At 69.4% G+C, this 24,707-nt stretch carries 22 protein-coding genes and 1 pseudogene; 10 read left to right on the forward strand and 13 right to left on the reverse strand.

Going from position 1 to position 24,707, the window contains the following annotated elements; genetic code table 11:
* The first annotated feature begins 118 nt into the window (after positions 1 to 118).
* Both OVA17_RS00325 and OVA17_RS00330 read left to right on the forward strand, forming a co-directional pair.
* A complete protein-coding gene (locus OVA17_RS00325; protein WP_267787527.1) occupies positions 119 to 1,102 on the forward strand; it encodes a Gfo/Idh/MocA family protein in 984 nt (327 codons plus the stop codon).
* A gap of 47 nt (positions 1,103 to 1,149) precedes the next feature.
* Positions 1,150 to 2,010 carry an NYN domain-containing protein gene (locus OVA17_RS00330; RefSeq protein WP_267787528.1) on the forward strand — a complete coding sequence of 287 codons (861 nt, stop codon included), beginning with the start codon at positions 1,150 to 1,152 and terminating at the stop codon, positions 2,008 to 2,010.
* A gap of 455 nt (positions 2,011 to 2,465) precedes the next feature.
* On the opposite strand, the gene OVA17_RS00335 is transcribed toward OVA17_RS00330, so the two are convergent.
* Positions 2,466 to 3,092 carry a hypothetical protein gene (locus OVA17_RS00335; protein WP_210073985.1) on the reverse strand — a complete coding sequence of 209 codons (627 nt, stop codon included), beginning with the start codon at positions 3,090 to 3,092 and terminating at the stop codon, positions 2,466 to 2,468.
* 4 nt (positions 3,093 to 3,096) lie between these two features.
* Positions 3,097 to 4,641 (reverse strand): ATP-dependent DNA ligase, encoded by a 1,545-nt coding sequence (locus OVA17_RS00340; RefSeq protein WP_267787529.1) that lies wholly within the window; start codon positions 4,639 to 4,641, stop codon positions 3,097 to 3,099.
* Positions 4,642 to 4,852: 211 nt separating this feature from the next.
* Here OVA17_RS00340 and OVA17_RS00345 point away from each other — a divergent pair, with 211 nt between their 5' ends.
* The gene (locus OVA17_RS00345; protein ID WP_267787530.1) at positions 4,853 to 6,502 is read left to right on the forward strand and encodes a RecQ family ATP-dependent DNA helicase; all 1,650 of its coding nucleotides are present in this window, start codon (positions 4,853 to 4,855) and stop codon (positions 6,500 to 6,502) included.
* A 74-nt stretch (positions 6,503 to 6,576) separates the two neighbouring features.
* Here OVA17_RS00345 and OVA17_RS00350 read toward each other — a convergent pair whose 3' ends face one another.
* The 4 genes from OVA17_RS00350 to OVA17_RS00370 form a co-directional block, all read right to left on the reverse strand.
* Positions 6,577 to 6,984: a hypothetical protein gene (locus OVA17_RS00350; protein ID WP_267787531.1), complete on the reverse strand. Its 408-nt coding sequence runs from the start codon at positions 6,982 to 6,984 to the stop codon at positions 6,577 to 6,579.
* Positions 6,985 to 7,057: 73 nt separating this feature from the next.
* Positions 7,058 to 8,770, reverse strand: a complete 1,713-nt coding sequence (locus tag OVA17_RS16365) for an LLM class flavin-dependent oxidoreductase (RefSeq protein ID WP_324289903.1) — start codon at positions 8,768 to 8,770, stop codon at positions 7,058 to 7,060.
* A gap of 129 nt (positions 8,771 to 8,899) precedes the next feature.
* A complete protein-coding gene (locus OVA17_RS00365) occupies positions 8,900 to 11,416 on the reverse strand; it encodes an ATP-dependent Clp protease ATP-binding subunit (RefSeq protein WP_267787532.1) in 2,517 nt (838 codons plus the stop codon).
* An 87-nt stretch (positions 11,417 to 11,503) separates the two neighbouring features.
* Entirely contained in the window at positions 11,504 to 12,409 is a 906-nt protein-coding gene (locus OVA17_RS00370) for a hypothetical protein (RefSeq protein ID WP_267787533.1), read from the reverse strand.
* A 9-nt stretch (positions 12,410 to 12,418) separates the two neighbouring features.
* Here OVA17_RS00370 and OVA17_RS00375 point away from each other — a divergent pair, with 9 nt between their 5' ends.
* The 4 genes and pseudogenes from OVA17_RS00375 to OVA17_RS00390 all read left to right on the forward strand — a co-directional run bounded on the left by OVA17_RS00375 (position 12,419) and on the right by OVA17_RS00390 (position 15,203).
* Positions 12,419 to 13,225, forward strand: a complete 807-nt coding sequence (locus OVA17_RS00375; RefSeq protein ID WP_267787534.1) for an EI24 domain-containing protein — start codon at positions 12,419 to 12,421, stop codon at positions 13,223 to 13,225.
* A gap of 24 nt (positions 13,226 to 13,249) precedes the next feature.
* Positions 13,250 to 13,399, forward strand: a complete 150-nt coding sequence (locus OVA17_RS00380; protein WP_164481596.1) for a hypothetical protein — start codon at positions 13,250 to 13,252, stop codon at positions 13,397 to 13,399.
* A gap of 53 nt (positions 13,400 to 13,452) precedes the next feature.
* Positions 13,453 to 14,557: pseudogene (locus tag OVA17_RS00385) on the forward strand (class I SAM-dependent methyltransferase).
* A 76-nt stretch (positions 14,558 to 14,633) separates the two neighbouring features.
* A complete protein-coding gene (locus OVA17_RS00390; protein WP_267787535.1) occupies positions 14,634 to 15,203 on the forward strand; it encodes a hypothetical protein in 570 nt (189 codons plus the stop codon).
* A gap of 14 nt (positions 15,204 to 15,217) precedes the next feature.
* On the opposite strand, the gene OVA17_RS00395 is transcribed toward OVA17_RS00390, so the two are convergent.
* Positions 15,218 to 15,682, reverse strand: a complete 465-nt coding sequence (locus OVA17_RS00395) for a DUF3817 domain-containing protein (protein ID WP_267787536.1) — start codon at positions 15,680 to 15,682, stop codon at positions 15,218 to 15,220.
* A gap of 345 nt (positions 15,683 to 16,027) precedes the next feature.
* Between OVA17_RS00395 and OVA17_RS00400 the strand changes: the two genes are divergently transcribed.
* From OVA17_RS00400 to OVA17_RS00410, 3 genes are all read left to right on the forward strand, one after another.
* Positions 16,028 to 17,053 carry an FUSC family protein gene (locus OVA17_RS00400; protein WP_267787537.1) on the forward strand — a complete coding sequence of 342 codons (1,026 nt, stop codon included), beginning with the start codon at positions 16,028 to 16,030 and terminating at the stop codon, positions 17,051 to 17,053.
* 121 nt (positions 17,054 to 17,174) lie between these two features.
* Positions 17,175 to 18,008 (forward strand): ribokinase, encoded by an 834-nt coding sequence (locus OVA17_RS00405; protein ID WP_267789329.1) that lies wholly within the window; start codon positions 17,175 to 17,177, stop codon positions 18,006 to 18,008.
* Entirely contained in the window at positions 18,005 to 18,928 is a 924-nt protein-coding gene (locus OVA17_RS00410; RefSeq protein WP_267787538.1) for a nucleoside hydrolase, read from the forward strand. Before OVA17_RS00405 ends, OVA17_RS00410 begins: the two co-directional genes overlap by 4 nt.
* 166 nt (positions 18,929 to 19,094) lie before the next feature.
* Here OVA17_RS00410 and OVA17_RS00415 read toward each other — a convergent pair whose 3' ends face one another.
* The 6 genes from OVA17_RS00415 to nrdI form a co-directional block, all read right to left on the reverse strand.
* Complete coding sequence (locus tag OVA17_RS00415) at positions 19,095 to 19,589, reverse strand: hypothetical protein (RefSeq protein WP_267787539.1); 495 nt, start codon at positions 19,587 to 19,589, stop codon at positions 19,095 to 19,097.
* 28 nt (positions 19,590 to 19,617) lie between these two features.
* Positions 19,618 to 20,238, reverse strand: coding sequence for a hypothetical protein (locus OVA17_RS00420; RefSeq protein ID WP_267787540.1), 621 nt, complete (start codon positions 20,236 to 20,238; stop codon positions 19,618 to 19,620).
* Positions 20,239 to 20,245: 7 nt separating this feature from the next.
* A complete protein-coding gene (locus OVA17_RS00425) occupies positions 20,246 to 21,022 on the reverse strand; it encodes an adenylate/guanylate cyclase domain-containing protein (protein ID WP_267787541.1) in 777 nt (258 codons plus the stop codon).
* 68 nt (positions 21,023 to 21,090) lie between these two features.
* Positions 21,091 to 22,065, reverse strand: coding sequence for a class 1b ribonucleoside-diphosphate reductase subunit beta (nrdF, locus tag OVA17_RS00430; RefSeq protein ID WP_074696716.1), 975 nt, complete (start codon positions 22,063 to 22,065; stop codon positions 21,091 to 21,093).
* 38 nt (positions 22,066 to 22,103) lie between these two features.
* On the reverse strand, positions 22,104 to 24,260 hold the full coding sequence (gene nrdE, locus OVA17_RS00435) for a class 1b ribonucleoside-diphosphate reductase subunit alpha (RefSeq protein WP_210073944.1): 2,157 nt from the start codon (positions 24,258 to 24,260) through the stop codon (positions 22,104 to 22,106).
* Positions 24,242 to 24,682 (reverse strand): class Ib ribonucleoside-diphosphate reductase assembly flavoprotein NrdI, encoded by a 441-nt coding sequence (gene nrdI / locus OVA17_RS00440; protein ID WP_267787542.1) that lies wholly within the window; start codon positions 24,680 to 24,682, stop codon positions 24,242 to 24,244. The genes nrdE and nrdI overlap by 19 nt, the downstream gene beginning before the upstream one ends.
* Positions 24,683 to 24,707 lie beyond the last annotated feature (25 nt).

The raw sequence follows: 24,707 nt of genomic DNA on the forward strand, positions 1-24,707 counted from the left end.
GCGACGAGCCTAGGTCGTGGGAGATCTCGGAGCCCCGGGGATGCCGGCATCCGATGGCCACGGCGTACGACGGGCGGGCGCGACGCCGATGTCGGCAGACGCGGCTACGGTGGATCGCATGACCGGACTGCACTGGGGCATCCTCGCAACGGGCGGCATCGCGCACGCCTTCACCTCCGACCTGCGCACCGCGGGCCTCGACGTCACCGCCGTCGGCTCGCGCCGCATCGACAGCGCTCGCGCCTTCGCCGAGCAATACGACATCGCGCACGCGCACGGCTCGTACGAAGAGCTCGTCGCCGACCCCGATGTCGACATCGTCTACATCGCGACGCCGCACCCCGGCCACCTCGACAACGCCTTGCTGGCCCTCGAGCACGGCAAGCACGTGCTGGTCGAGAAGCCCTTCACCCTGAACGCCTCCGAGGCGGCGCAGATCCGCGACGCGGCGGCCGCGAAGGGTCTTCTCGCGATGGAGGCGATGTGGACGCGGTACCTGCCGCACATGGTGCGCATCCGCGAGATCCTCGCCGCCGGCACCCTCGGTGAGATCCGGGTGGTCTCGGCCGACCACACCCAGAAGATCTCGACCGACCCGGCTCACCGCCTCAACGACCTCGCACTCGGCGGCGGAGCCCTGCTCGACCTCGGTATCTACCCGATCTCGTTCGCGATAGACGTCCTGGGCCTCCCCGAGCGCATCACCGCTCTCGCGCGGCTTTCCGACGCGGGTAGCGATGCAGAGGTGGCGACCGCGTTCGTGCACTCCGGCGGGGCGCTGTCGAGCACCGTGTCGTCGTCGCGCGGGGCCGGTCTGAACACGGCGCAGATCGTCGGCACCGAGGCCCGCATCGAGATCGACGGCGTCTGGTACACCCCCACGTCGTTCCGCGTCGTCTCCCCCGACGGCGACGTGATCGAGGAGTTCACCACCGAGGTCGAGGGCCGCGGCATGCAGTTCCAGGCGCAGGCGGCAGAGCGCTTCGTCGCGTCCGGAGCCGGGCCGAACGACATCCTGTCGATCGACGAGACGGTCGCGATCATGGGCGTGCTCGACGAGGTGCGACGCCAGATCGGCGTGGTGTACCCCGGCGAGCGATGAGCGGCGAGGGCTACCCGCGCTCCGCCGCGACGGGTCAGACTGGAGGCATGCCCGACACCCAGACCGCCCGCGTCGCCGTCTACCTCGACTTCGACAACATCGTGATGTCCTGGTACGACCGCGTGCACGGCCGGAACGCCTACTCGCGGGATCGGCAGAAGATCGCCGAGAATCCGATCGACCCCGAGATCGCCGAGCGCCTGACCAAGGCGACCATCGACGTCGGCGCGGTGATCGACTACGCCGCATCGTTCGGCACGCTGGTGCTGACCCGCGCGTACGCCGACTGGTCGTCACCGGTCAACGCCGAGTACCGCTCGCAGCTCGTGGCTCGCGCGGTCGACCTCGTGCAGCTCTTCCCGGCCGCGGCCTACGCCAAGAACGGCGCCGACATCCGTCTCGCGGTGGACGCCGTCGAAGACATGTTTCGCCTCCCCGACCTGTCGCACGTGGTCGTCGTCGCCGGAGACAGCGACTACGTGCCGCTCGCTCAGCGGTGCAAGCGGCTCGGCCGGTATGTCGTCGGGGTCGGCGTGGCCGGGTCCACGGCGAAGTCGCTCGCCGCCGCGTGCGACCGTTTCGACGCCTACGACTCCCTCCCCGGCATCCCGAATCTCGCCGAGACGAAGAAGGATCCCGCCCCGTCGCGGCCCCGCGCGCGCAAGCGCTCGAAAGATCCCGCGGTCGACCTGCTCGAGCGCGCGATGCAACTCGAGGCGGAGCGCGCCGACGGCGAGTGGCTCCACGCGTCGGCGGTGAAGGATCTCATGAAGCGTCTGGATCCGTCGTTCAGCGAGAAGGCGCTCGGGTTCCGCAGCTTCTCGGACTTCCTCAAGGCGCAGACCGATCACGTCGAGGTCGACGAGGAGTCGAACGTCGTGCAGGTGAAGGCGGTCTCGCGGGGCTGAGGTGGCGCGGGCGCGCGGACCCGACGCGCTGGCGGACGTGGCCTCGCGTGCGCATGAGTGGCCCTGCGCGGTTGACCAGACGTGGGCGCCCGCGTCGAGTGTCCAAAACACCCGGACGATTTCGACGGGCGTCCGGGTGTTTTGGACACTCAAGGGACGCGAACGGGCGAGGCTGAGGCGCGGTCGCGCGGCCCCAGCCGGGGCACGGTCGGCGCGCGGCATCACGGCCGCGAGCACGCTCGCCCTCGCGGGCACACTCGCCCTACCGGGCGCACTCGCCCTCGCGGGCACCTCGCCCTCACGGGCACCTCGCCCTCGCGAGCACACTCGCCCTCACTTCGAGTGTCCAAAACACCCGGACGATTTCGACGGGCGTCCGGGTGTTTTGGACACTCAACGGGTCGAAGAGGTTGGGCGGGCCGTTCGGCGCCCCGCGCCGGTGACGACCCGCGCCGTCAGCGGCGCTCGGCGCCCGGGGCGACGTGGGTCAGCACGCGCGACCAGACCGAGGTCAGCGTGACCTCGCCGTTGACCGAGCCGATCTCGTCGGGGTGGATGACCTCCGCGGCGCCTGAGCGCAACCGGTCGACGTACCACGCAGCGTCACCCTGCCCCGCGGGGCCATCGTGGCCCACGACCACCAGGACGTCGGCCGCCAGATCGTCGAGCAGCGGCGTGCGCAGGTCGCGGCTCAGCGCGTCGGTCGGGCTCCGAACGCCGACGATCGCGACACGGTCGACGACCTCACCCATGGCCGCGGCCAGATAGAGCGCGATCGGTCCCGCAGACCGCTCGCCGACCAGTCCGACCGTCGCGCCGGGGGCCTCGCGCTCGAGCAGCGCCCTCAACGCCTCGACGGTGAGACCGGCGGGGGTCTGTCCCCCGAACACCGGCGGATCTTCGAGTTCGGGGGCGTCGAGACCGACGGCGACGATCCGCACGTCGAAGCCCGAAGTCACCCGGGCGTCGGGGTCGGTGGTGGCGACGTCGCCGGTGCGCAGGACGAACACGGCACGCGGAGCGCCGGGGGTGCCGAAGCTGCGGTAACCGAGTTCACCGTCGAGCCAGGGGGCCAGACTCATCGCGTCATCCTTTCGTCGCTGCTTCGCCGCCGGGCAGCAGCGCGCGCAGGGTGTCGATCGTGTCGGCCTCGGCCGCGGTCTTGTCCGAACGGTAGGTCTTCACCCGGGCGAAGCGCAGCGCCACGCCGCCCGGGTACCGCACCGACCGCTGCACCCCGTCGATGGCGATCTCGACGACGGTGTCGGGTGCCACGCGAAGACCCCCCGCCACCTCTCCGGTCTGCCGCTCGGCGAAGTGAGCCGTCTGCCACTGCAGCAGCTCGTCGGTCAGACCCTTGAAGGTCTTGCCGACCATTACGAAGCCGCCGGGTTCGCCGAAACGCCCCTCGGGATCGCGCGCGCCGAGATGCAGGTTGGACAGCCATCCCGAACGTCGCCCCGAACCGTACTCGACGCCGAGGACGACGAAGTCGAACGTGTGCACCGGCTTCACCTTGAGCCAGCTCTTGCCGCGGCGCCCCGCGGTGTAGGCGTCGTCGAGCCCCTTGACCATCACGCCCTCGTGACCGGCGGCGAGAGCGTCGCGCGCGAAGGCGTCGGCGACTTCCGCGTCGTCGGTCAGAACGGCGGGGATGCGGTGCTCTCCCGCGACCCTCTCGAGTTCGTCGAGGCGCGCGGCGAGCGGTTCGTCGACGAGGTCACGACCGTCGACGTGCATGATGTCGAAGAACCAGGGCCGGAGGGCGATCTCGCGCGCCGACTCGGCGCCGAAGCGCGCCATGGTGTCTTGGAACGGCCGGGGTCCGCCGTCCTCGTCGAGCGAGAGGGTCTCTCCGTCGAGGATGACGTCGTGGACGGAGAGCGAGAGGGCGACCTCGACGATCTCCGGAACGCGATGGGTGATGTCCGCCAGCGTGCGGGTGAAGACGTGGACCTCGTCACCGTGCCGATGCACCTGGACTCTGGCCCCGTCGAGCTTGTACTCCACGGACGCACGCCCCGTCACCGCCATCGCCTCCGCGACACTCGTCGCGGTCGAGGCGAGCATCGGCTGCACGCCGCGACCCACCACGAGTCCGACCGCCGCGAGATCGGCGGCGGGGGCGGTCAGCGCGATGCGCGTCGTCGAGCCCAGGTCGCCCGACAGCATGGCTGCGCGACGAACCAGAGCGACGTCGCGATCCGAGGCTCGGGCCACGGCATCCAGCAGCACCCCCTCGAGGGCGCCGGTGCGCAGCTCGCCCGTCATGATCCGGATCAGCAGATGCCACTCCCGCGCCGTCGCGCGCTCGGCGAGCTCGTCGAGCAGGCGCGTGCGCTCCGCCCCCGACCCGGCGCCGCCGACCGCGGTCAGCCGCGTGAAAGCCGCGTCGACGTCGCCGATCGTCAGGCTCGGTTCATCTGCGTGACCGCCGTCGTGCGCCGAGAGCGTGCGCCAGCCCACCCCGAGGCGGCCCTGCCGCGGTGACGCGGTGAGCAGCCCCACCGCCGGTTCGATCTCGTCCGGGTCCAGCCCGCGCACCAGCGCGGCGAGGGCGGCGACCTTCGCGAGTCGAGAACGCGTGTTCGTCACCGCCGCGAGCGCGGTCTCGATATCGCCGAAGAGCATGTCGGCATCCTGGCATCCCCCTCCGACATCGCGGCGACGCTTGTGCGGAACCGGCGGCGGTGCCATGCAGCGCCGGAGAACCCGGCACCTTCGGAGGAGGATCGCCTGTGCGGCCGTTCCGGTGAGAACAGATCCGGCCCGGCCTCGCAACCCCCGGATCGATGTCGGAGGTCTGGAGTGTGCTGGGGTCCTCCCCGAGGAATGAGGATTCGTGAACGCTCCCGCCACACTCGAACAGTCCGCCCGCACCGCCCGTGAGGTGTTCGGATGGGACGACCTGCTGCCGGGTCAGGCCGAGGCGATCGACGCGGTCGTGAGCGGTCGCGACACCCTCGTCGTCTTCCCCACCGGCGCAGGAAAGTCGGCCGTCTACCAGATCGCCGGCTGCGAGCTCGGGGGGACGACGGTGGTCCTCTCTCCCCTGCTCGCCCTGCAGCGCGACCAGATCGACTCGATCGACGCCGCCCCCGACGCCCCCGCGGCCGTCGCCCTCAACTCCCGCACCGGTGCCGCCGCCAAGAAGAAGGCCTGGGCGGCGATCGAGGGCCCCGACTCGGTGTACGCGTTCCTCGCACCCGAGCAGCTCGCCAACGACGAGGTCTTCGATCGACTCTCGAAAGCCGACGTGCGCCTCGTCGTCATCGACGAAGCGCACTGCGTGTCGGCGTGGGGCCACGATTTCCGTCCCGACTACGCGCGCATCGGCGACGCCATCGAGGCGCTCGGTCACCCCCCGGTGCTGGCGTTGACGGCCACGGCATCCGCTCCCGTCCGAGACGACATCGTCGAAAGCCTCGGCATGCGCGAGCCTCACCTCGAGGTGCGCGGCATGGATCGCCCCGAGATCCACATGGCGGTCCGGCGGCACGAGCACGACGCCGACAAGCGCCGCGCCGTCATCGCGGACGTCCAGGATGCCGGCGGCCCGGCGTTGCTGTACGTGGCGACGCGCAAGGGCACCGACTCGTATGCCGAGGAACTGCGTGAGCTCGGCCTGCGAGCTGCGGCGTACCACGGTGCGATGGCGCAGAAGAAGCGCGACGAGGTGCACTCCGCCTGGAGCGCAGGCGAACTCGACGTGGTCGTGGCGACCTCCGCGTTCGGCATGGGCGTCGACAAGAGCGACGTTCGTCTGGTCGTGCACGCCGACGTGACCGAGTCCCTCGACTCCTACGCGCAGGAGATCGGCCGAGCGGCACGCGACGGGCAACCCGCGCGGGCGATCCTGCACTACCGCGCCGAGGATTTCTCGCTGCGCTCCTTCTTCGCGGGCGGTCACACCAAGCGCGCCGACATCGCGGGGGTGTGGGACGTGCTCCAGCGGATGAAGAAGCCGGTGCGCGCGAGGGACATCGCCGACGAGAGCGGACGCTCGGTCAGGGCGATCGGCCGGGTGCTCAATCAGCTCGTGGCGTGCGAGCTCGCCGTCTCGGGCCCCGAGGGGGTCTCGGCGCAAGCGAAGGTATCGGCGGGCGACGCGGTCAGCGCCGTGCGCGAGCGCGACGAGGCCGAGGAGCGCATTCGAGCTTCGCGCATCGAGATCATGCGCGGGTACGCCGAGACCACGCACTGCCGCCGGCGGGCGTTGCTCGAGTACTTCGGCGTCGAGACTGCCGCCCAGTGCGGGTCGTGCGATCGGTGCGACGCCGGCACCGCGGCCACGGTCGACGAGCGCGACGAGACGTCCGACGACGACGGCATCCGGATCGACTCGACCGTCGAGCACGGCGAGTTCGGCACCGGCACCGTGATGGCGATCGAGGACGACCGGCTCACGGTGTTCTTCGCCGACCACGGGTACAAGGTGCTCGCTCGCGCGGCGTTCGAGAAGGGCATCCTGGAGCTCGGCGAGGCGGCCTGAGGGGCAGTCAGCGGCTCGAGGTGTGATTCATCGGCTCTGCACCGTGAGTTCCGTTCCGAACCGCGGCAGGGGCGTCACCGGGCGCGCGTCGACCACCACGCCCACGCGACGAGCGGCACCTGCAGGAAGAGCCGGATGAAGCGGGAGCGATCGGTGTTCAGCCCCGGCGCCGAACGTCCGGTCCGCCACTGGTGCACGTTTCCCGGGAACACGGCGACGAAGAAGGCCGCGATGGCCGCCCCGATGCGTCCACGTTCCCGCGGCAGAGCGACGAGAGCGACCCCCAAGACGACCTCGACGGCCCCGGATGCCACGACGATGGCGTCCTTGTCCGTCCGAAGCAGTCGCGTGGCCCACCCCGGGACGACGATCCGATAGCCCCGCCGACCCCACGTGACGTGGCCGACCCCGGCCCCGACGAGCAGGAGGGCCAGCACCCCGCGGGCGACGGAACGGACGGTGAGACCAGTGCGACGCGGCATGGGGTCAGTCTGTCATCCGTGCAAGCCGGCGGGGCCGCTCGCGCGCGGCCCCACCGGCCTCAGCAGGGGGTCATCACGACCCCGGCGGGCGTGGCGATACGGCGTCCGGGTCCGTTGATGCCGCATGACCGCTGTGCCGGGCCGGCGCCGTCGTCCGCACGAACTCGACGTACGCCTCGACCGTGTCCTCGGGCACGATCGCGCGCAGCACGACCTCGTCGGCGGCCGCCGTGTATGCCTCGAGCGCGTCTGCGAGTCCGGCGGCGTCGCGGATCGTCGTGGCCGCGGCATCCACTCCCATCCGCTCGAAGTTCGCGGCGTAGTTCGGGAACGACGCGTACATGGCGGTCTCGGCGTCGAGGCGCTCGCGGGCGGCCGAGACCACGGCGGTACGCACGTAGACCGCGACGTGCGCGGCCGGTGCGAGGGCGTGGAGGACCTCGGCCTGGTCTCGAGCCTCGGTCGGCGGTACCCAGTTCAACAGCACGCCCTCGGCGAGCTCCGCCCCCGTGCGGCGCATCTTGGGGCCCAGCGCCCCCACGAGGACGCGGGGCACGCCGGCCTCGTGCAGCACGGAGACGGCCTCGGTCACCCGGGCCAGGGCGCCCTGCTTGGCCATGCCCGAGCCGATACCGATCGTCAAGCGGTCCAGCGGAAGACCGAGGGATGCCACCTCGGCGGCGATCGCGTCGGCGGGCCGGCGATCGACGGGGACGACGCCGGTCGCGAGTCGAAGACGATCCGTGACACGCGCGGCGGCGGCGAGCGCGGCCAGAGCATCGCCATCGGGGGTGTCGTTGATCCAGAGGGTGTCGAAGCCCGCTCTCTCGACGGCCGGAGCGATCCGCGCGACGGCGTCGGGACCGAGGGAGCCTGCGAGTCCGAGCGAAACGGTTCCTCGTGTCATGACGCATCTCCCCGCGTTCGGCAGGGCCAGCGCGACCTGACCCACCGCCGAGAAGAAGGCGGCGAGGTCGACGTCGTCGGTGGGGAGAAGAACGACGTCGTCGACGCCCGCGGCGTGGAAGCGCGCGACCCCCTCGGCCACCTCTGTCACCGAGCCGGCGAGCACGCGGTCCGCCGCGTCTTCGCGATCGGCGAGCACCGCGGTGGCGCGCTCGAGAGCGTCGGGGCCGAACGCCGTCAGCACGTAGGCGACGACATCGGTGCGGCCCTCACGGCCCGCCTCGGCACGACCCATCTGCACGGTCTGCACGGCCGCCGCGATCTCGGCGACGGTGTGCCTGCTGTCGAGCACCACCCCGTCGGCGACGGCCCCGGCGAGGGCGAGGGTCTTGGGCCCTTCGGCGGCGGCATAGACGAGCGGCGCCGCGGGAGGCGGCCAGTCGAGAGTGACGTCGCGGAGCTTCACGTAGCGCCCCTCGGTACTCACCGTCTCACCGGCGAGCAGCGAGCGGAGGGCCGGCAGCTGCTCGCGCATGAGCGTGAGCGGTGAGGCGGCCTTGGCGCCGACCTGACGCATCCAGTCCTGCACCCCGTGCCCGAAGCCCGGCAGGAGGCGTGCGGGGAACATGCGCTCGATCGTCGCGATCTCCATCGCCGACGCCGCGACGTTGCGCAGCGGGAGCGGCGCGATGCCGACTCCGATGCGCAGATGGTCGGTGACGGCGAGAGCGGCGGCGGCGGCGGCCCACGCGGACGAGCGGAAGCAGTCCTCCCACAGCCACAGCTCGTCGACCCCCGCGTCTTCGGCCGCTCGCGCTGCGTCGCGAAGCTTCTCGGGCGGATGCGGGTACGGGCTGAAGATCGTGCCGATACGACTCATGTCTCTACTCTGCCGCGAACCTGCGACATCGGGAGGGGCTGGCGCGCGGGTCGCCGCTGCCCGGGCGAAACGCCCCCACGCCAAGACGCCCCCGGCACCGAAGCACCGGGGGCGTCGAGAAGGGGCTCGTCAGGCGGCGAGAGCGGCGGTGACGGGGGTGACCGTCATGCCCGTGTCCGTGGCATCCACCGTCACCGCTGCACCGTCGCTCAGCTCACCCGACACGAACAGGTCGGCGATACGGTCGTCGACCTCGCGCTGGATGACCCGGCGCAGGGGCCGCGCTCCGTACTCCGGCTCGTACCCGATCTCGGCGAGACGGTCCATCGCCGCATCGGTGACCTCGAGGGAGACGTTGCGCGACGCCAGTCGCCGCGAGGTCGCCTCCAGCAGCAACCCCACGATCTCGCGCAGCTGCGTCTTCTCGAGCTTGCGGAACAACACGATGTCGTCGATGCGGTTGAGGAACTCCGGACGCATGGCCTCGCGGAGCTTTCCCATCACTCGGTCGCGGAGGTCGGCATCGGCGAACTCGCGACCCGTCGTGGTGAAGCCGATGGCGCCCGAGCGGGATGCCAGGAACTCGGCGCCCAGGTTCGAGGTCATCACGATGACCGTGTTTCGGAAGTCGACCGTGCGGCCCTGTCCGTCCGTGAGCCGGCCGTCGTCGAGCACCTGCAGCAGCAGCGTGAAGACGTCGGGGTGGGCTTTCTCGATCTCGTCGAACAGCACGACGGCGTAGGGGTTGCGGCGCACACGCTCGGTGAGCTGACCGGCCTCGTCGTAGCCGACGTATCCGGGAGGGGCACCGATCAGGCGCGACACGGTGTGCCGCTCGCCGAACTCGCTCATATCGAAGCGGATCACCGCTGCGTCGTCGTCGAACAACGAGCCCGCGAGAGCCTTTGCGAGTTCGGTCTTGCCGACGCCGGTGGGGCCGAGGAACAGGAACGATCCGACCGGGCGGTTCTCGTCGCCCATGCCCGTGCGGTTGCGACGCACCGCCTTCGCCACGGCGGCGACCGCGTCGTCCTGCCCGATCACCCGGGCGTGCAGCTCGGTCTCGAGCTCGGCGAGACGACCACGCTCGGTGGCGGTGAGGCGTGCGACGGGGATGCCAGTGGCCCGGCTGATGACCGCGGCGATCTCGGCCTCGTCGACGACCGCGGCGGCACGGGGGCCGGCCGTCGCCTCGTCGAGCCGCGTCTGCACGGCAGCCATCTCATCGCGCAGACGAGAGGCCTCCTCGTAGCGCTCGGCGGACACCGCGGCGTTCTTCTCGGCCTCCAGGGTTGCGAGGCGTTCGAGCAGCGCCGTCGTGTCGACCGTCGAGCCCAGCCGCAGCCGCAGCCGCGCGCCCGCCTGGTCGATGAGGTCGATCGCCTTGTCGGGCAGCACGCGGTCCGGCAGATAACGGTGACTCAGCTCGACCGCCGCGCGCAACGCCTCGTCGGTGTACGTCACGGCGTGGTGCTCCTCGTACGCCGAGCGGAGTCCGCGCAGGATCTCCACGGCATCCGGGATCGAGGGCTCGCCCACGCGCACGGGCTGAAGGCGCCGCTCCAGGGCGGGGTCCTTCTCGATCGTGCGGTACTCGCGAACGGTCGTGGCGCCGATCAGGTGCACGTCGCCGCGGGCGAGGCGGGGCTTGAGGATGTTCCCGGCGTCCATCGAGCCGTCTCCGCTTCCGCCCGCGCCGACGAGGGTGTGCACCTCGTCGATGAAGACGACGAGCTTGTCGGATGCCGCGACCTCCTCCATCGTCTGGGTGAGGCGCTCTTCGAAGTCGCCGCGGTAGCGCGCTCCGGCGAGCATCGCCGCGAGGTCGAGCGAGACGACGCGCGTACCGCGCAACTGCTCGGGCACCTCTCCGGCGACGATCGCGCGGGCGAGCCCCTCGACGACGGCCGTCTTGCCGACGCCGGCCTCGCCGATCAGCACGGGGTTGTTCTTCGTGCGGCGGCTGAGGATCTCGATGGTCTGCTCGATCTCATCGGAGCGGCCGATGACCGGGTCGAGCTCACCGGCGACGGCCCGCGCCGTCAGGTCGGTGCCGAAGCGGTCGAGGTTCGGAGTCGCGGATGCCGACTCGTCGGCCGCCTCGTTCTCGTCGCCGCCCATGACGGTCTCGCGCACCCCCTGGGTGAGGGCCTCGGCGGTCACTCCGGCCTGCGCGAGGATCTGCCCCGCGGGCGCGTCCTGGGCGAGGACGAGCGCGAAGAAGAGGTGGTCGGGGTCGACGTACGTGGACCCGGCGGCCCGCGCCACCTGGAACGCGTGGAACAGCGCGCGCTGCACGGAGCCGGCGACGACGGCACCGTCGACGTTCGCGGGGGTCGCGGCGGCGGGAAGGCGGCTCTCGGCCGCACGGGCGATCGCGGCGGGGTCGGCGCCGAGCCGCGCGACGGCTTCTTTGGCGGGCGAGCGTCCGACGAGGACGTGGAGCACGTGCAGAGCGTCGAGCTCACGCTGGCCTCGGCCGAGCGCGAAACGTCCGGCCGCCTGGAGGGCGTCCTGCGTGCGTGCACTGAGGAACCGGCTGAGGTCGATCGAGCGCTCGGCTCGCGCCTGCTCGCCCGCGAGGTAGCGGGCCAGGAACTCGTCGAACGACTGAGCGCCGTCGCCGGGGGTGAATTCTTCGGGCAATTCCGTCTCCTGAGATACGTGAGTGCGTTTCACTCAAGTTTGCTACTTGAGCGCCGTCGCATCAAGTTCAACGAGAGTGCGCGGCGTCTATTCCCGGAGGGTCGGGTCGGCGTCGTTCCAGAGCTCCACCGTCTGCACGAGCCAGAAGATCGCGAAGAGCGCCAGGGCCGCCGACTCGCCCACGAGCACGACCGGAAAGCCCGTGCGTTCCACGCCCGAGACGACCCCGATGACGAGCAGGACCAGGGTCAGCACGATCGCCACGGCCACGGCCGCGTAGGCGAGACGGACTCCCCGCCGCAGCCGCCCGCTGCGCCGCGGCCTCCACGCCGCGATCGAGGCGACCGCCGCGATCAGAACGAAGAACGCGACCGCGGCGATCTCGTGCGCCCACGCGAGGAAGACCCCGGGCGCGGCCAGAGCCCACGCCGCTCCCCCGGCGACCAGCACGACGATGACCCCGACCGTGAGCGCTACCCCGCGACTCGCGGTGCCCTGAACGCGTGCCAGGATCCCCGCCGCGACCGCCCCGAGAAGAACCACGGATGCCACCGCCACGGCGTTGTTCGCCACGGTCGGTCTCACCTCCGGCGGCACGCAGCGCAGACCGTCGGCACAGGCGTTCGACGAGATGGTCGTCGGTACGTAGGCGATCACGAGAGCGAGCACCGCCGCGATGTCGAGCAGGCCCTGCTCCAGGCTGCGGCCCGATAGGGCGAGCAGGGCGAGGGCCGTCGCGCTCAGCGCCCCCACGAACACCGGGCCCGCGGGGGTGTAATACGTCGCGCTGACCGACGGCAGCCCGTCGCCGCGCCCGAGCTCGAGGCCGACACCGATGGCGAGGAACACCGTCGCACCGATCAGCGCCAGTCGCACGTACCGGTACGTGCGCTGCGTCGAAGTGGTGCGGATGCGCATAGCGGCATCCTGGCACTGCCCGCCGACATCGGCGGCGAGCGCAACCTTCCTCTCGACGTCGGTGGCGTCTGTCACAATTCCGGCATGCGCGAATTCCTCGCCGGAGCGGCACTGCTGGCCCGCGGTCTCGGCCAATGGCGCCGAACCCCCGGGGCGATGGCGCTCGGGCTCATCCCGGGAACGATCGTCGGCCTGGTGCTCGGTGCCGCGCTCGTGACGTGGGGTCTCGTCCTGCCCGATCTCGTCGACGACTGGACGCCGTTCGCCGACGCGTGGGCACCGGTGTGGGCCGGCACTCTCCGTGCGGCGATCGGCCTCGCGTCGTTCGGCGCGGCGGTCCTCGTGGTCATCGTGTCGTTCACCGCCGTCACTCTCGCCGTGGGTGAGCCGTTCTACGACCGCATCTGGCGCGCGACCGAGCGCAGCGCCACGGGCGCGGTCCCCGCCGCAGAGTACGGCTTCTGGCGGGCCGTCGCAGACAGCGTGCGTCTCATCCTCCGGGGTATCGTGGCCGCTGCTCTGGCATGGCTCATCGGCCTCATCCCCTTCGTCGGCGGAGTCTTGGGCTTCGTCACCGGCGTGCTGCTGACCGGGTGGCTCCTGGCTGACGAACTCACCTCGCGCGCGCTCTCCGCCCGGGGGCTCGATCGGCGCGCGCGCAGAGAGCTCCTCCGCACGAACCGAGCACGTGCCCTCGGTTTCGGCGTCGCGACCCAGCTCTGCTTCCTCGTCCCGCTCGGGGCGGTGGCGGTCATGCCCGCAGCCGTGGCCGGCAGTACCCTCTGGGCGCACGCGGCTCTCGGTATCCGTCCTGTCGACTCCCGCGCTCCGGACGCGCTCGACCCCCACGCCACCCCGGCCGCGCACTCGCGCGCGGACTCGGCACGATAGCCTGGAGCGACCGAAGGGATCCTCATGTTCATCGTCTCTCTCATCTTGTTCGTCGGCGGCATGCTGTTGACCGGCATCTCGTTCTCTCTTGCCGCTCCGGCGCTGTTCTTCGCGCTCGGCATCATCCTCGTCTCGGCCTCGCTGGCGCTGCCGTTCCACTTCGGCACCCGCTGAGCACGCATCTCGGTCAGGCACCGCGTCACGTCACCCCCGGGTAGCGTGGTCCGGTGCCTTTCTCGTTCGATGCCCTGCGTCGCCGCCCCGATCTCGAGGGTCCCGACCTCGTGGCCGTCGATGCCGCCGATCGTCTGATCCTGGACGAATCCGCCGACGTGCGTGCCGCGCTCGGTGAGGGAGAGCTCGTCGTGGTCGGCGACTCCTACGGGGCACTGACCCTGGCGGCGGCGGATGCCGGAGCCCGGGGCATCCGGGTCCATCAAGACGAGCTGCTGGGCGAGGAAGCCCTCGCGCGCAACGCCCGCGATGCCGAGCCTCGAGGACTCCTTCGTCTCTCATTCGCTCGACGCGCACCTGCTCACCGGCGCCAGCGTCGTCCTTCTGCGCCTCCCCCGCTCGCTTCACGCGCTGTCCGACATCGCCGGACTCATCGCGCTGCACGCGCACCCCGACGTCGTCGTGGTCGCGGGTGGCCGGCTGAAGCACATGACGGTGTCGATGAACGACGTGCTGCGGCGCTTCTTCGACCACGTGGACGTCTCGCACGCGCGGCAGAAGTCCCGCGTCCTCACCGCCCGCGGCCCACACGACGGCACGGTCCCCGAGCCGGAGGGGGCCGAGATCGACGGCATCCGGGTCCGTGCGTTCGGCGGCGCCTTCGCGGGCGCGTCGATCGACATCGGCACGCGCCTGATGCTCGCCCAGCTGCCCGCCCCGCGCGGAGACCGGGCGATCGACCTCGCCTGCGGGACGGGCGTGGTGGCCGCGGCCCTGGCCGTGCGGCATCCCTCCGTCCGTGTGGTCGCGTGCGACCAGTCCGCGGTCGCCGTCGCCTCGGCGCGGGCCACGGCAGAGGCCAACGGCGTGGCCGATCGCGTGAGCGTGGTTCGCGACGACGTCCTCCGGTCGCAACCGGATGCCTCGGCCTCGTTCATCGCCCTCAACCCCCCGTTCCACGCGGGTGCCGCCATCAACGAGGGTCTCGCTCCCCGCATGTTCGCCGACGCGGCTCGGGTGCTCGAGCCGGGCGGCGAGCTGTGGACGGTGTGGAATTCCTCGCTGCGGTACCGCGCGGCGCTGGAGCGGCTGGTCGGTCCGACCCGCCAGGTGGCGCGCGATCGCAAGTTCACCGTCACCGTCTCGACGAAGCGCTGACCCGATCCGCGTCGAGTCGTGGCGTCCACCGCGTTCCGCGCGTAGATTTCGATCGACGTCGACGAGGAGGTGCGCCGTGCGGATCCGAACCGCCGTTCCCGCGCTCCTGGTCGTCGCGGCCCTGGCGACGGCGTTGCCGCCCGCCCCTCCCGCCTCCGGAGCACCCGCAACCGGCAGCGTGCGCGCCGATCCGCTCTCCGACGCCCTCACGGCCCCGCTCCTGGCGGACTGCTCGAGCATCACCGACAACGGCCGCGGCTACGCCCGCCTGCACGGGATCGATCTCTGCGGTGCCGCCACCACGCCCCCGGCCGAGCCTCTGCGCACGGAGAGCGTGGGCGGTGAGGAGTGCGGGTCGGCGACGCTGACGATGACGAGCCGGGGCGGAGGGCTCGCCGCGATCGACTGGCGCGTGAGTTCCGAGACGGGCCCGATCGTCGCCGTCGAGTTCGACCTCGCCTTCGCGAGCGGCTCGGGCGGCGAGATGCGCCACTTCTCGGACCGCTCGCCCAGTGTCCACGCGCACGACGGCACGGTCGCGTTCCTCGGGGCGGGGAGGGCGACGGCCACCCTGTCCGGGTCGGTCGAGACCTTCACCGCGACCTGTCGGATCGTCCCCGCGAGCGTGCGCATCTTCGTGCGCTGACGGGGAGCCCGTCGTCAGCCCTTGCCGCCGGGAGGGCCGACGGTGAGCAGCACGACGAACACGACCACGACGACCGCCACGAGCGCCACCGCGAGGGCCCACGGTCGCCGGAGGAAGAATCGCAGCAACCGGTCGAGCGGGCGCCGATCGCGGGGGTCGCCGCTGTCGTCGAGGCGCCACGCGCCGCGCAGACGTCCGGTGCGGTGGAGCCAGATCTCGGTGGGGATCGTGGCGTACGGGATCACGGCGCTGACCACCGCGAGGGCGGTGGGACCGAGGCCCCAGCGCTGGTTCAGCGCCACGAGCACGGCGGTCGCGCCGTAGGCCAGGAACACGAAGCCGTGGATCCCCCCGCCGATCGACACCGCGATCGGCAGGTCCGCGACGGCGCGCAGGATCAACCCTCCGATCAGGAGCGTCCACGAGACCGCCTCGGCGATCGCGAGGGTGCGAAACAGGGTCAGGGGCGTGCGGAACACGTCTCTCCTCGTTCGAGTCGGGGCCTTCCACCCTACGCAGAACGTCTCGCCGCTGACCGGCTCACCGTTCGACGTCGAGACGTCACTCGATCGGCTGATCGTCCTCATCCAGCGAGGGATCCGACCTCGTCCCCTCCGCGGCCGTCGACGTGTCGGGCTCGGGGCCGGGCTCGATCGGGGGCTTCTCGCGTTCGGCATCCATCGCTCCACCCCATCAGATCGAGCGAGGGATGCCACGCCCTTGACGTCTCGGCATCCCTCCGGGCACCGTCGCCTCTCCCCCCGAGGGTCCGGCTCCCCCGCGGGACGCCCGGCGCCCGCGATCCTGGAGCGTAGGCTGGAGGGATGGCGGAATCCCGGGGGCGCGTGTGGACCGGGGTCATCCGCGTGGGACCGCACCGCGGGGATCACCGCGTGGCTCTGCGTGCCGTGGTGAGCGTCGGTGTCCCGCTTCTCGTGCTCCTGGCGCTCGGCCGCCTCGACCTGAGCGTCTACGCGAGCTTCGGGGCTTTCGCCGCGCTCTACGGTCGCACCGACCTCCCTCGCACGCGCGTGCGCATGCAGGCCGTGGCGGGTACGGTCCTGGTCTCGTGCATGCTCGTCGGGACCGCCCTCTCGGCCCTCTCCACCCCCGCCATGGCGAGCGTCGCCGTCGTCGCTGTCCTCGCCGCGGCCGTCACCCTCTTCGCCTACCGCGCCCAGTGGCATCCGCCCGGCGCGCTCTTCGCCGTCTTCGCCGCGGGAGCCACCGCAAGCTTCCCCGCCACCGGCGCGACGTTCCTCACCGTGCTCGTCGTCGGCGGCGCAAGCGTGCTGTGGAGCCTGCTCGTGACCTGCGCGTTCGTCCTCGCGCGGCGCGGCTCGTGGCGGCGCCCGGCTCGCACGCGACCGCCCATCGGCTCGGTCGCGTGGGAGATGACGGCGACCGTCGGCGTCGCCGCTCTCGTCGCCGGCATCGCCGGGGCCCTGCTCATCGGGACGCACTGGTACTGGGCGATGGTCGGCGCCGTCGCCGCCGTCGGCGGAGCACACGTCACCGCGCGACTCATCCGTGGCGTGCAGCGACTGGTCGGAACGCTCCTGGGCGTGCTGATCGCCGCGGGGCTGCTCGCTCTCGACCTGCCCCCGTGGGTCGTGCTGCTCGTCGCGGTCGCCCTGCAGGCGGGTGCCGAGCTGTTCGTCGGCCGCAACTACGGCATCGCGATGCTCTTCATCACCCCGCTGGCTCTGCTCATGGTGTCGCTCGCCTCCCCCGTCGCCCCCGACATGCTGCTGCGCGACCGCGTGATCGAGACGGTCATCGGCGTCGCCGTCGGAACCCTCGTCGCGATCGTGTCGGCGGGCCTGCGCCGCCGCTCCGCGAGAGGCTGAGCGCCCCATGCCCACCGGCTACACCCCGTTCCCGTTCGTGAGCACCGCCGTGGGCGCGGCCCTCGTATCGCCGCTGCTCATCGCCGCGAACCTCCTGCTGCACTGATCGGAAGGCCCCGCCATCTCTGCCCCACTCACGGTCGTCGGCGCCATCAACGTCGACCTCACCGCCCGCGTCCGCCGCTCCCCCGGCCCCGGCGAAACCGTCGCCGACGGCGTCCTCGACCGCGGCCCCGGAGGCAAGGGGGCCAATCAGGCGGTTGCCGCTGCCCGCCTCGGCGCCGACGTCCGGCTCATCGGCGCCGTCGGCGACGACGCCGACGGTCGCGGTATCCGGGACCGCTTCGCCGCGATCGGGGTCGACGCCTCGGGGGTGCAAACCACGGACGCCGCGACCGGAACCGCCCTCATCGTCGTCGATGCGACGGGCGAGAACTCGATCGTCGTGTGCGCGGGGGCGAACGCCGCCATCGGCGCGGATGCGCTCGGCATCGAACCGGGAGCTGCGGTCCTGCTGCAGTTGGAGGTGTCGGATGCCGTCGTCACGGCCGCCGCGCGCGCTGCGGGCTTCCTGGCGGTCAACGCCGCCCCCGCCCGGCCGCTGCCCGCCGAGGTGCTCGAGCGGTGCGACCTCGTGATCGTCAACGAGACCGAGTACGCGCAGCTGCCCGAGGTGCACGCCGCCCCTCTGCTCTGCGTGACGCTCGGTGCCGAGGGTGCGCGACTCTACCGGCGCGGCGAGCTCGTGGCTTCGGCCGCGGGAGTGCCCACGACCGTTCGCAACACCGTCGGCGCGGGCGACGCGTTCTGCGCGGCTCTCGTCGTCGGACTGCTCCGCGGAGACGCCGAAGCCGACGCCCTCTCCCGCGCGTGCGCCGTAGGATCCGCCGCCGTCGCCGACGACGCCTCGCAACCGGCGCTCGACGCCCTCGACACGTACGGAGTCCCCGCATGAACCGCCGCCCGATCCTCGTCGACTGCGACACCGGCATCGACGACGCCCTGGCCCTCGCCTACCTGCTGACCGAGCCCTCCGTCGAGGTCGTCGGCGTCACGACCGTCTCCGGGAACACGGATGCCGCCCGCGCCGCCGCCAACACCCTGTCGCTGTTCGAGCTCGCCGGCGAAGACGACATCCCCGTCGCGATCGGCGCGCACGATTTCCGCGCTCGCGACTACGCGGGCGGAGCTCCGCACGTGCACGGTGACGACGGGCTCGGCGGTATCGCCCTGGCCGCCGCGGTCCGCGCGCACGACGCCCGCGCCGCCGTCGAGCTGATCGACCACGTGGCGTCACGGCATCCGGACCTCACCGTCCTCGCCCTCGGCCCCCTGACCAATCTCGCGGCCTACGCCGAGGCGCCCGGGGTCGCGCGGTTCGACCACCTCGTCGTGATGGGCGGCGCCTTCGCCCACTCGGGCAACGTCACCGCGTGGGCCGAGGCCAACATCCACAACGACCCCGAAGCTGCCGCCGTCGTCTTCGCGCAGGACTGGGACACCACCCTCGTCCCCCTCGACGTCACCATGACGCAGACCCTGGATGCCGCCGACCTCGTGCGTCTCGAAGCGATCCCGGGGGCGCTCCCCCGCGCGCTGGCCCGCATGTTGCCGGCCTACCTCGACTTCTACGCCGGGGTCTTCCCCGACCGGCGCTGCGCGCTGCACGATCCGCTCGCCGCGATGGTGGCCGCGGGGGCGCTGCGCGGAGTGAGCGTCGCTTCGGGCCACGTCGACGTGCGGCTCGAACGCGGCGAACGCGGGCGGACAGTCTCGGGCAGCGGGTCCGAGACGCAGCGCTGGGTCCGCGCCATGGAGGGCTCGGCGGCCGAGGTGCTGCTCGGCGCGCTCGAACGGCGGGAATGGCCGGGCTGAGCCCGCCGTTGGCGAAAGAGCGGCGACCAAGCTGTTCACCAGGCCGCATGGCGATCTGCTCACTCGTGGCTGAGCCTGAATGCGCGATTGCCGACGTTCGCGGTGACGCTATATTTCCTCGGAAGCGCCGCGCGCTGCCCTGGATTGCCGGGCCCAACCGAAGCGATCAAGAAGACGGAGAACAGCATGAGGTCGCGACAGCGGCCATTCCCACAGTCAAGGCCACAATGATAACAAATACGCCAAACCAAATAGCGGCATTATGACACGCTCCAAATTTTGCGTTTGCAATTTTGGCCAGCGTTATCGACTGCTCGCGCGCGTCGTATCCGACAGTTACCCGTTGGGCATGATCTTCCAACAGTTCAGGACTGGCGGAGATCAAGGACGGCCACGAGAAACGATTTAGCGTCACCGGCCCACCGCGGCGCGGCAGCAACGCCGCAAGAAGCCAACCAAGGGTCGCGAAAAACGCTACCGCCGCCGCCACCACCGCTGATCCGAATCCAATAGACGCCGACTCACCACTCATAGCGGCCTGAACGATCAGCGCGATATTATTCATAAGCAAAGTCGTGACGACCCCGAACGCCGCCGTTAGGATTGTGGCCTTTGTGTCGGCAAACCTGACCCAATTAGCCGCATGATCCAGGGCCTGCAAACTCCCTTCGTCGCCAACCCGACCAGGTTTACGCCGCACGTGCTTGCGCACCGTCAACGGGCCACCGGCGAATCATGCGCCACTCCGTGTACGCAGCGAGCCAGTGAGCTGACCAAGTGATGGCGGTTGCAACGGTGTGCTCCGCGGGCTTCCAATCGGTGCGATCCGCGATGCAAAGCGCGCCATTGAGATAGAGGTGCGGTGACGGAACCCAGGAACGTCCGGTTGCGACACCTGGTTTCTGCCCCTTGAGAATAGTCACTGACGGCAGCTCTCGGTCCCACCGAGTGAAGACGGCAATCGTGAATTTCCCACGACCGGTATCGAGGGTTCCCACCCAGACTGGCGGCTCGGACTCGTGACCCTCCACGCGCGTGAAACCCGGGAAAGCGGCACGAACTGCAGAGTCGTGACGTTCGAGTTCTGCTTCGTCCGCCCACCACGCACCGTCCGCCCCTCCATCCTGCGGCTCGGGCTCGTCGCCATGGAATCGGTGGGTTTCAACGGGCGTCACCACGCCGTATTCCGGGTGGGAGTGGCGTTGCCCGAGAGGAGATTTGGTCACGCCGTCGAAGATGACTCGTCCGGTGGAGGTAACGAAGCGCTGATCATCGATACCGAAGTGACTAAGAAGCGATGGAAGACTCATTGCAATCCTAACTCGATCGAACTTGGCTTGTTGATGTACCCAGCAGTTGCTCAGGGACTCCGCTCAGGTGCGGCAGCGCCCGACGCCAAGCGAAATCGTAGAACCGGTAGTATTTGCTCGCTCCGAATCGAGTGTATTTCTTCGGAGAGTCCGGATGCTGCGAAAAGAAACGATAATCAGGCAAGCAACTAGCCACACCTTCGCCGACGACGATCTCCCAGGAATTTGCCACCTTCTCGCACTTCGCCGCGAAATTAGCCGCGAACCCGAGAGCGTTTACCTCGCTGTGCTGCGAGTTCCCTGTCCGCACAAAAGAAATCTCTCCTGCGTCTAGGCCAGCACGGGCTTGAATGGGTTCCATCTGCCGATCCTCGAGCCAGGAATTGACTCCATTTTCTACCGCGTCTAGCGCACTCGCACACGCGCCTAACGCCATAGCGGAGGCAAACGCCGGATTTCCGCCGAACCCTACAAACAACCCATCGCCACGAAGTCCGAGTGGATGGCCTCCGAAACGGTCGACGGTATCGATGAAGCCCGTCAATACCGCGTGTGCGAGATCAACCACATCGTCGAGATCGTCCCAGAATGTGCGGCGAGTGAAATTGGAGAGATCGAGGAACGCAACAGTCATCGGGATCGTGACGCGGCCACCCACCTCGAGGTCCGCGGTCTGTGGATGCTCCAAGGATCGATTCTCCAGAAGACTGGACGAGCCATCACTATGACTGAAAGCGGCATACTGACGGTTGTATTGCCGGCGGACGTAGTCGTCCGCGACCATCTTTGTGAACCGATCTCGACTCGAATCGACCATCAGCAGCGTTCACTTCCCACACAGCCCGCGGTGACTCAGAAGTCCCAGTCGTCGTCCTCGGTCGCCTCGGCCTTGCCGATGACGTACGACGAACCCGAGCCACTGAAGAAGTCGTGGTTCTCGTCGGCGTTCGGCGACAGGGCCGAGAGGATCGCGGGGTTCACGTTCGTGACCGACGCGGGGAACATCGCCTCGTAGCCGAGGTTCATGAGCGCCTTGTTCGCGTTGTAGTGAAGGAACTTCTTCACGTCTTCGCTGAGTCCGACCGAGTCGTACAGGCTCTGCGTGTAGCCCACCTCGTTGTCGTAGAGCTCGTACATCAGCGAGAACGTGTAGTCCTTGATGTCGTCGCGACGGGCCTGGTCGACCGTCTCGAGACCGCGCTGGAACTTGTAGCCGATGTAGTACCCGTGGACGGCCTCGTCGCGGATGATGAGGCGGATCAGGTCGGCCGTGTTGGTGAGCTTGGCGCGGCTCGACCAGTGCATCGGCAGGTAGAAGCCCGAGTAGAACAGGAACGACTCGAGCAGGGTCGAGGCGACCTTGCGCTTGAGCGGGTCATCGCCACGGTAGTAGTCCATGACGATGCGCGCCTTCTTCTGAAGGAACTCGTTCTCGGTCGACCAGCGGAAGGCCTCGTCGATCTCCTTCGTCGAGCACAGCGTCGAGAAGATCGACGAGTAGCTCTTCGCATGCACCGACTCCATGAACGCGATGTTCGTGTAGACGGCTTCCTCGTGCGGGGTGATCGCGTCGGGGATGAGCGAGACGGCGCCGACCGTGCCCTGGATGGTGTCGAGGAGCGTGAGCCCCGTGAACACGCGCATCGTGAGCGTCTGCTCCTCGGGGGTGAGCGTGTTCCACGACTGGATGTCGTTCGACAGCGGCACCTTCTCGGGCAGCCAGAAGTTGTTCACGAGACGGTTCCAGACCTCGAGGTCCTTGTCGTCCTGGATGCGGTTCCAGTTGATGGCCTGCACGTGGTTCAGCAACTGCAGCTTCTCAGCCATGTCGTTCCTGTGTCCTTGATCGATGAGGTGTCAGTGGCTCAGAGCATGCACGAGACGCACTCGGTCATGTCGGTGCCCTCGAGCGCCAGCTGACGCAGACGGATGTAGTAGATGGTCTTGATGCCCTTGCGCCACGCGTAGATCTGGGCCTTGTTGATGTCGCGGGTGGTGACGGTGTCCTTGAAGAACAGCGTCAGCGACAGGCCCTGGTCGACGTGCTGCGTCGCGGCGGCGTACGTGTCGATGACCTTCTCGTAGCCGATCTCGTAGGCGTCCTGGTAGTACTCCAGGTTCTCGTTCGTCATGAACGGAGCCGGGTAGTAGACGCGACCGAGCTTGCCTTCCTTGCGGATCTCGATCTTCGAGGCGATCGGGTGGATCGAGCTCGTCGAGTTGTTGATGTACGAGATCGAGCCGGTCGGGGGCACCGCCTGCAGGTTCTGGTTGTAGATACCGTGCGCCTGCACCGACGCCTTGAGCTCGCGCCAGTCGTCCTGCGTGGGGATCTGGACGTTCGCGAACAGCTCCTTGGCCTTGGCCGTCTCGGGCGCCCACACCTGGTCGGTGTACTTGTCGAAGAACTCGCCCGACGCGTAGGTGGAGTTCTCGAAGCCGTCGAACGCGGTGCCGCGCTCGATCGCAAGGCGGTTCGACGCACGCAGCGCGTGGAACAGCACCGTGTAGAAGTAGATGTTCGTGAAGTCGATGCCCTCTTCGGAGCCGTAGTAGACGTGCTCACGAGCGAGGTAGCCGTGCAGGTTCATCTGGCCGAGGCCGATGGCGTGCGAGCGGTCGTTGCCGTCTTCGATCGAGCGGACCGAGGCGATGTGGCTCTGCACGCTGACGGCGGTGAGGGCGCGGATCGCGGTCTCGACCGTGAGGCCGAGGTCGCCGCCGTCCATCGCGAGAGCGATGTTCATCGAGCCGAGGTTGCAGGAGATGTCCTTGCCGATGGTGTCGTACGAGAGGTCCTCGTTGTACGTGGTCGGCGTGTTGACCTGCAGGATCTCCGAGCACAGGTTCGACATGTTGATGCGACCGGCGATCGGGTTGGCCTTGTTCACCGTGTCCTCGAACATGATGTACGGGTAGCCCGACTCGAACTGGATCTCGGCGAGGGTCTGGAAGAACTCGCGCGCGTTGATCTTCGTCTTCTTGATGCGGGGGTCGTCGACCATCTCGCGGTACTTCTCGGTGACCGAGATGTCGCCGAACGGCTTGCCGTAGACCTTCTCGACGTCGTACGGCGAGAAGAGGTACATGTCCTCGCCGTTCTTGGCGAGTTCGAATGTGATGTCGGGGATGACGACACCCAGCGACAGCGTCTTGATGCGGATCTTCTCGTCGGCGTTCTCGCGCTTGGTGTCGAGGAAGCGCAGGATGTCGGGGTGGTGGGCGTTGAGGTACACCGCGCCGGCACCCTGACGCGCGCCGAGCTGGTTGGCGTAGCTGAAGCTGTCTTCGAGCAGCTTCATGACGGGGATGATGCCGGAAGACTGGTTCTCGATCTGCTTGATCGGAGCACCCGCCTCGCGGATGTTCGACAGCAGCAGGGCCACGCCGCCGCCGCGCTTCGACAGCTGCAGAGCGGAGTTGATGCCGCGAGCGATCGACTCCATGTTGTCTTCGATGCGGAGCAGGAAGCACGACACGAGCTCGCCGCGCTGCGCCTTGCCCGCGTTGAGGAAGGTGGGGGTGGCCGGCTGGAAGCGGCCCGAGATGATCTCGTCGACCAGCTGGACGGCGAGACGGGGGTCGCCGTCGGCGAGGGCGAGGGCGGTCATGACGACGCGGTCCTCGAAGCGCTCGAGGTAGCGCTTTCCGTCGAAGGTCTTGAGCGTGTAGCTCGTGTAGTACTTGAACGCGCCGAGGAAGGTCTCGAAGCGGAACTTCGCGCCGTAGGCACGGTCGTTGAGCTCCTGGATGAAGTCCATCGAGTACTTCTCGAGCACGGTCGGCTCGTAGTACTCCTTCTCGACGAGGTAGTCGAGACGCTCCTTGAGCGAGTGGAAGAACACCGTGTTCTGGTTCACGTGCTGCAGGAAGTACTCGCGTGCGGCACGCTTGTCGGCGTCGAACTGGATCTTGCCGTCCGCGTCGTACAGATTCAGCATCGCGTTGAGGGCGTGGTAATCCAGCCCCTCGAACCGCGCTTCGGTCTTGAAGTCCACGTCGGTCAGCTCAACTTCCACCATCGTTCCAATCCCTCGTTGACCCGCTCGACATCGTCGGGGGTGCCGAAAACTTCCAGCCGGTACAGGTGCGGCACCCCGCATTTGCGCGCGATGATGTCGCCGGCGAGGCAGAACGCGTCGCCGAAGTTCGTGTTTCCCGCGGCGATGACACCGCGGATGTTGCGTCGGTTCCGCTCCTCGTTGAGGAATCGGATGACCTGCTTGGGGACCGCGCCCTTCCCAACGCCCCGACCGGCACCCCCACCGTAAGTAGGGGTGACCAGCACGAAGGGTTCGTCGATGTGAAGGGGCGGATCGGTCGGCCGGAGCGGAATGCGCACGGCCCGCTTGCCGAGCTTCTCGATGAAACGTGCGGTGTTGCCCGACACGCTCGAGAAGTAGACCAGCAGCGGGGCTTCGGTCGCCGACAAGACAGTGCTCATGACGGAGGTCTGAGAGCCTGTCGCC

The organism is Microbacterium sp. SL75 (assembly GCF_026625865.1).
In the GTDB taxonomy this organism is placed as follows: Bacteria; Actinomycetota; Actinomycetes; order Actinomycetales; family Microbacteriaceae; genus Microbacterium.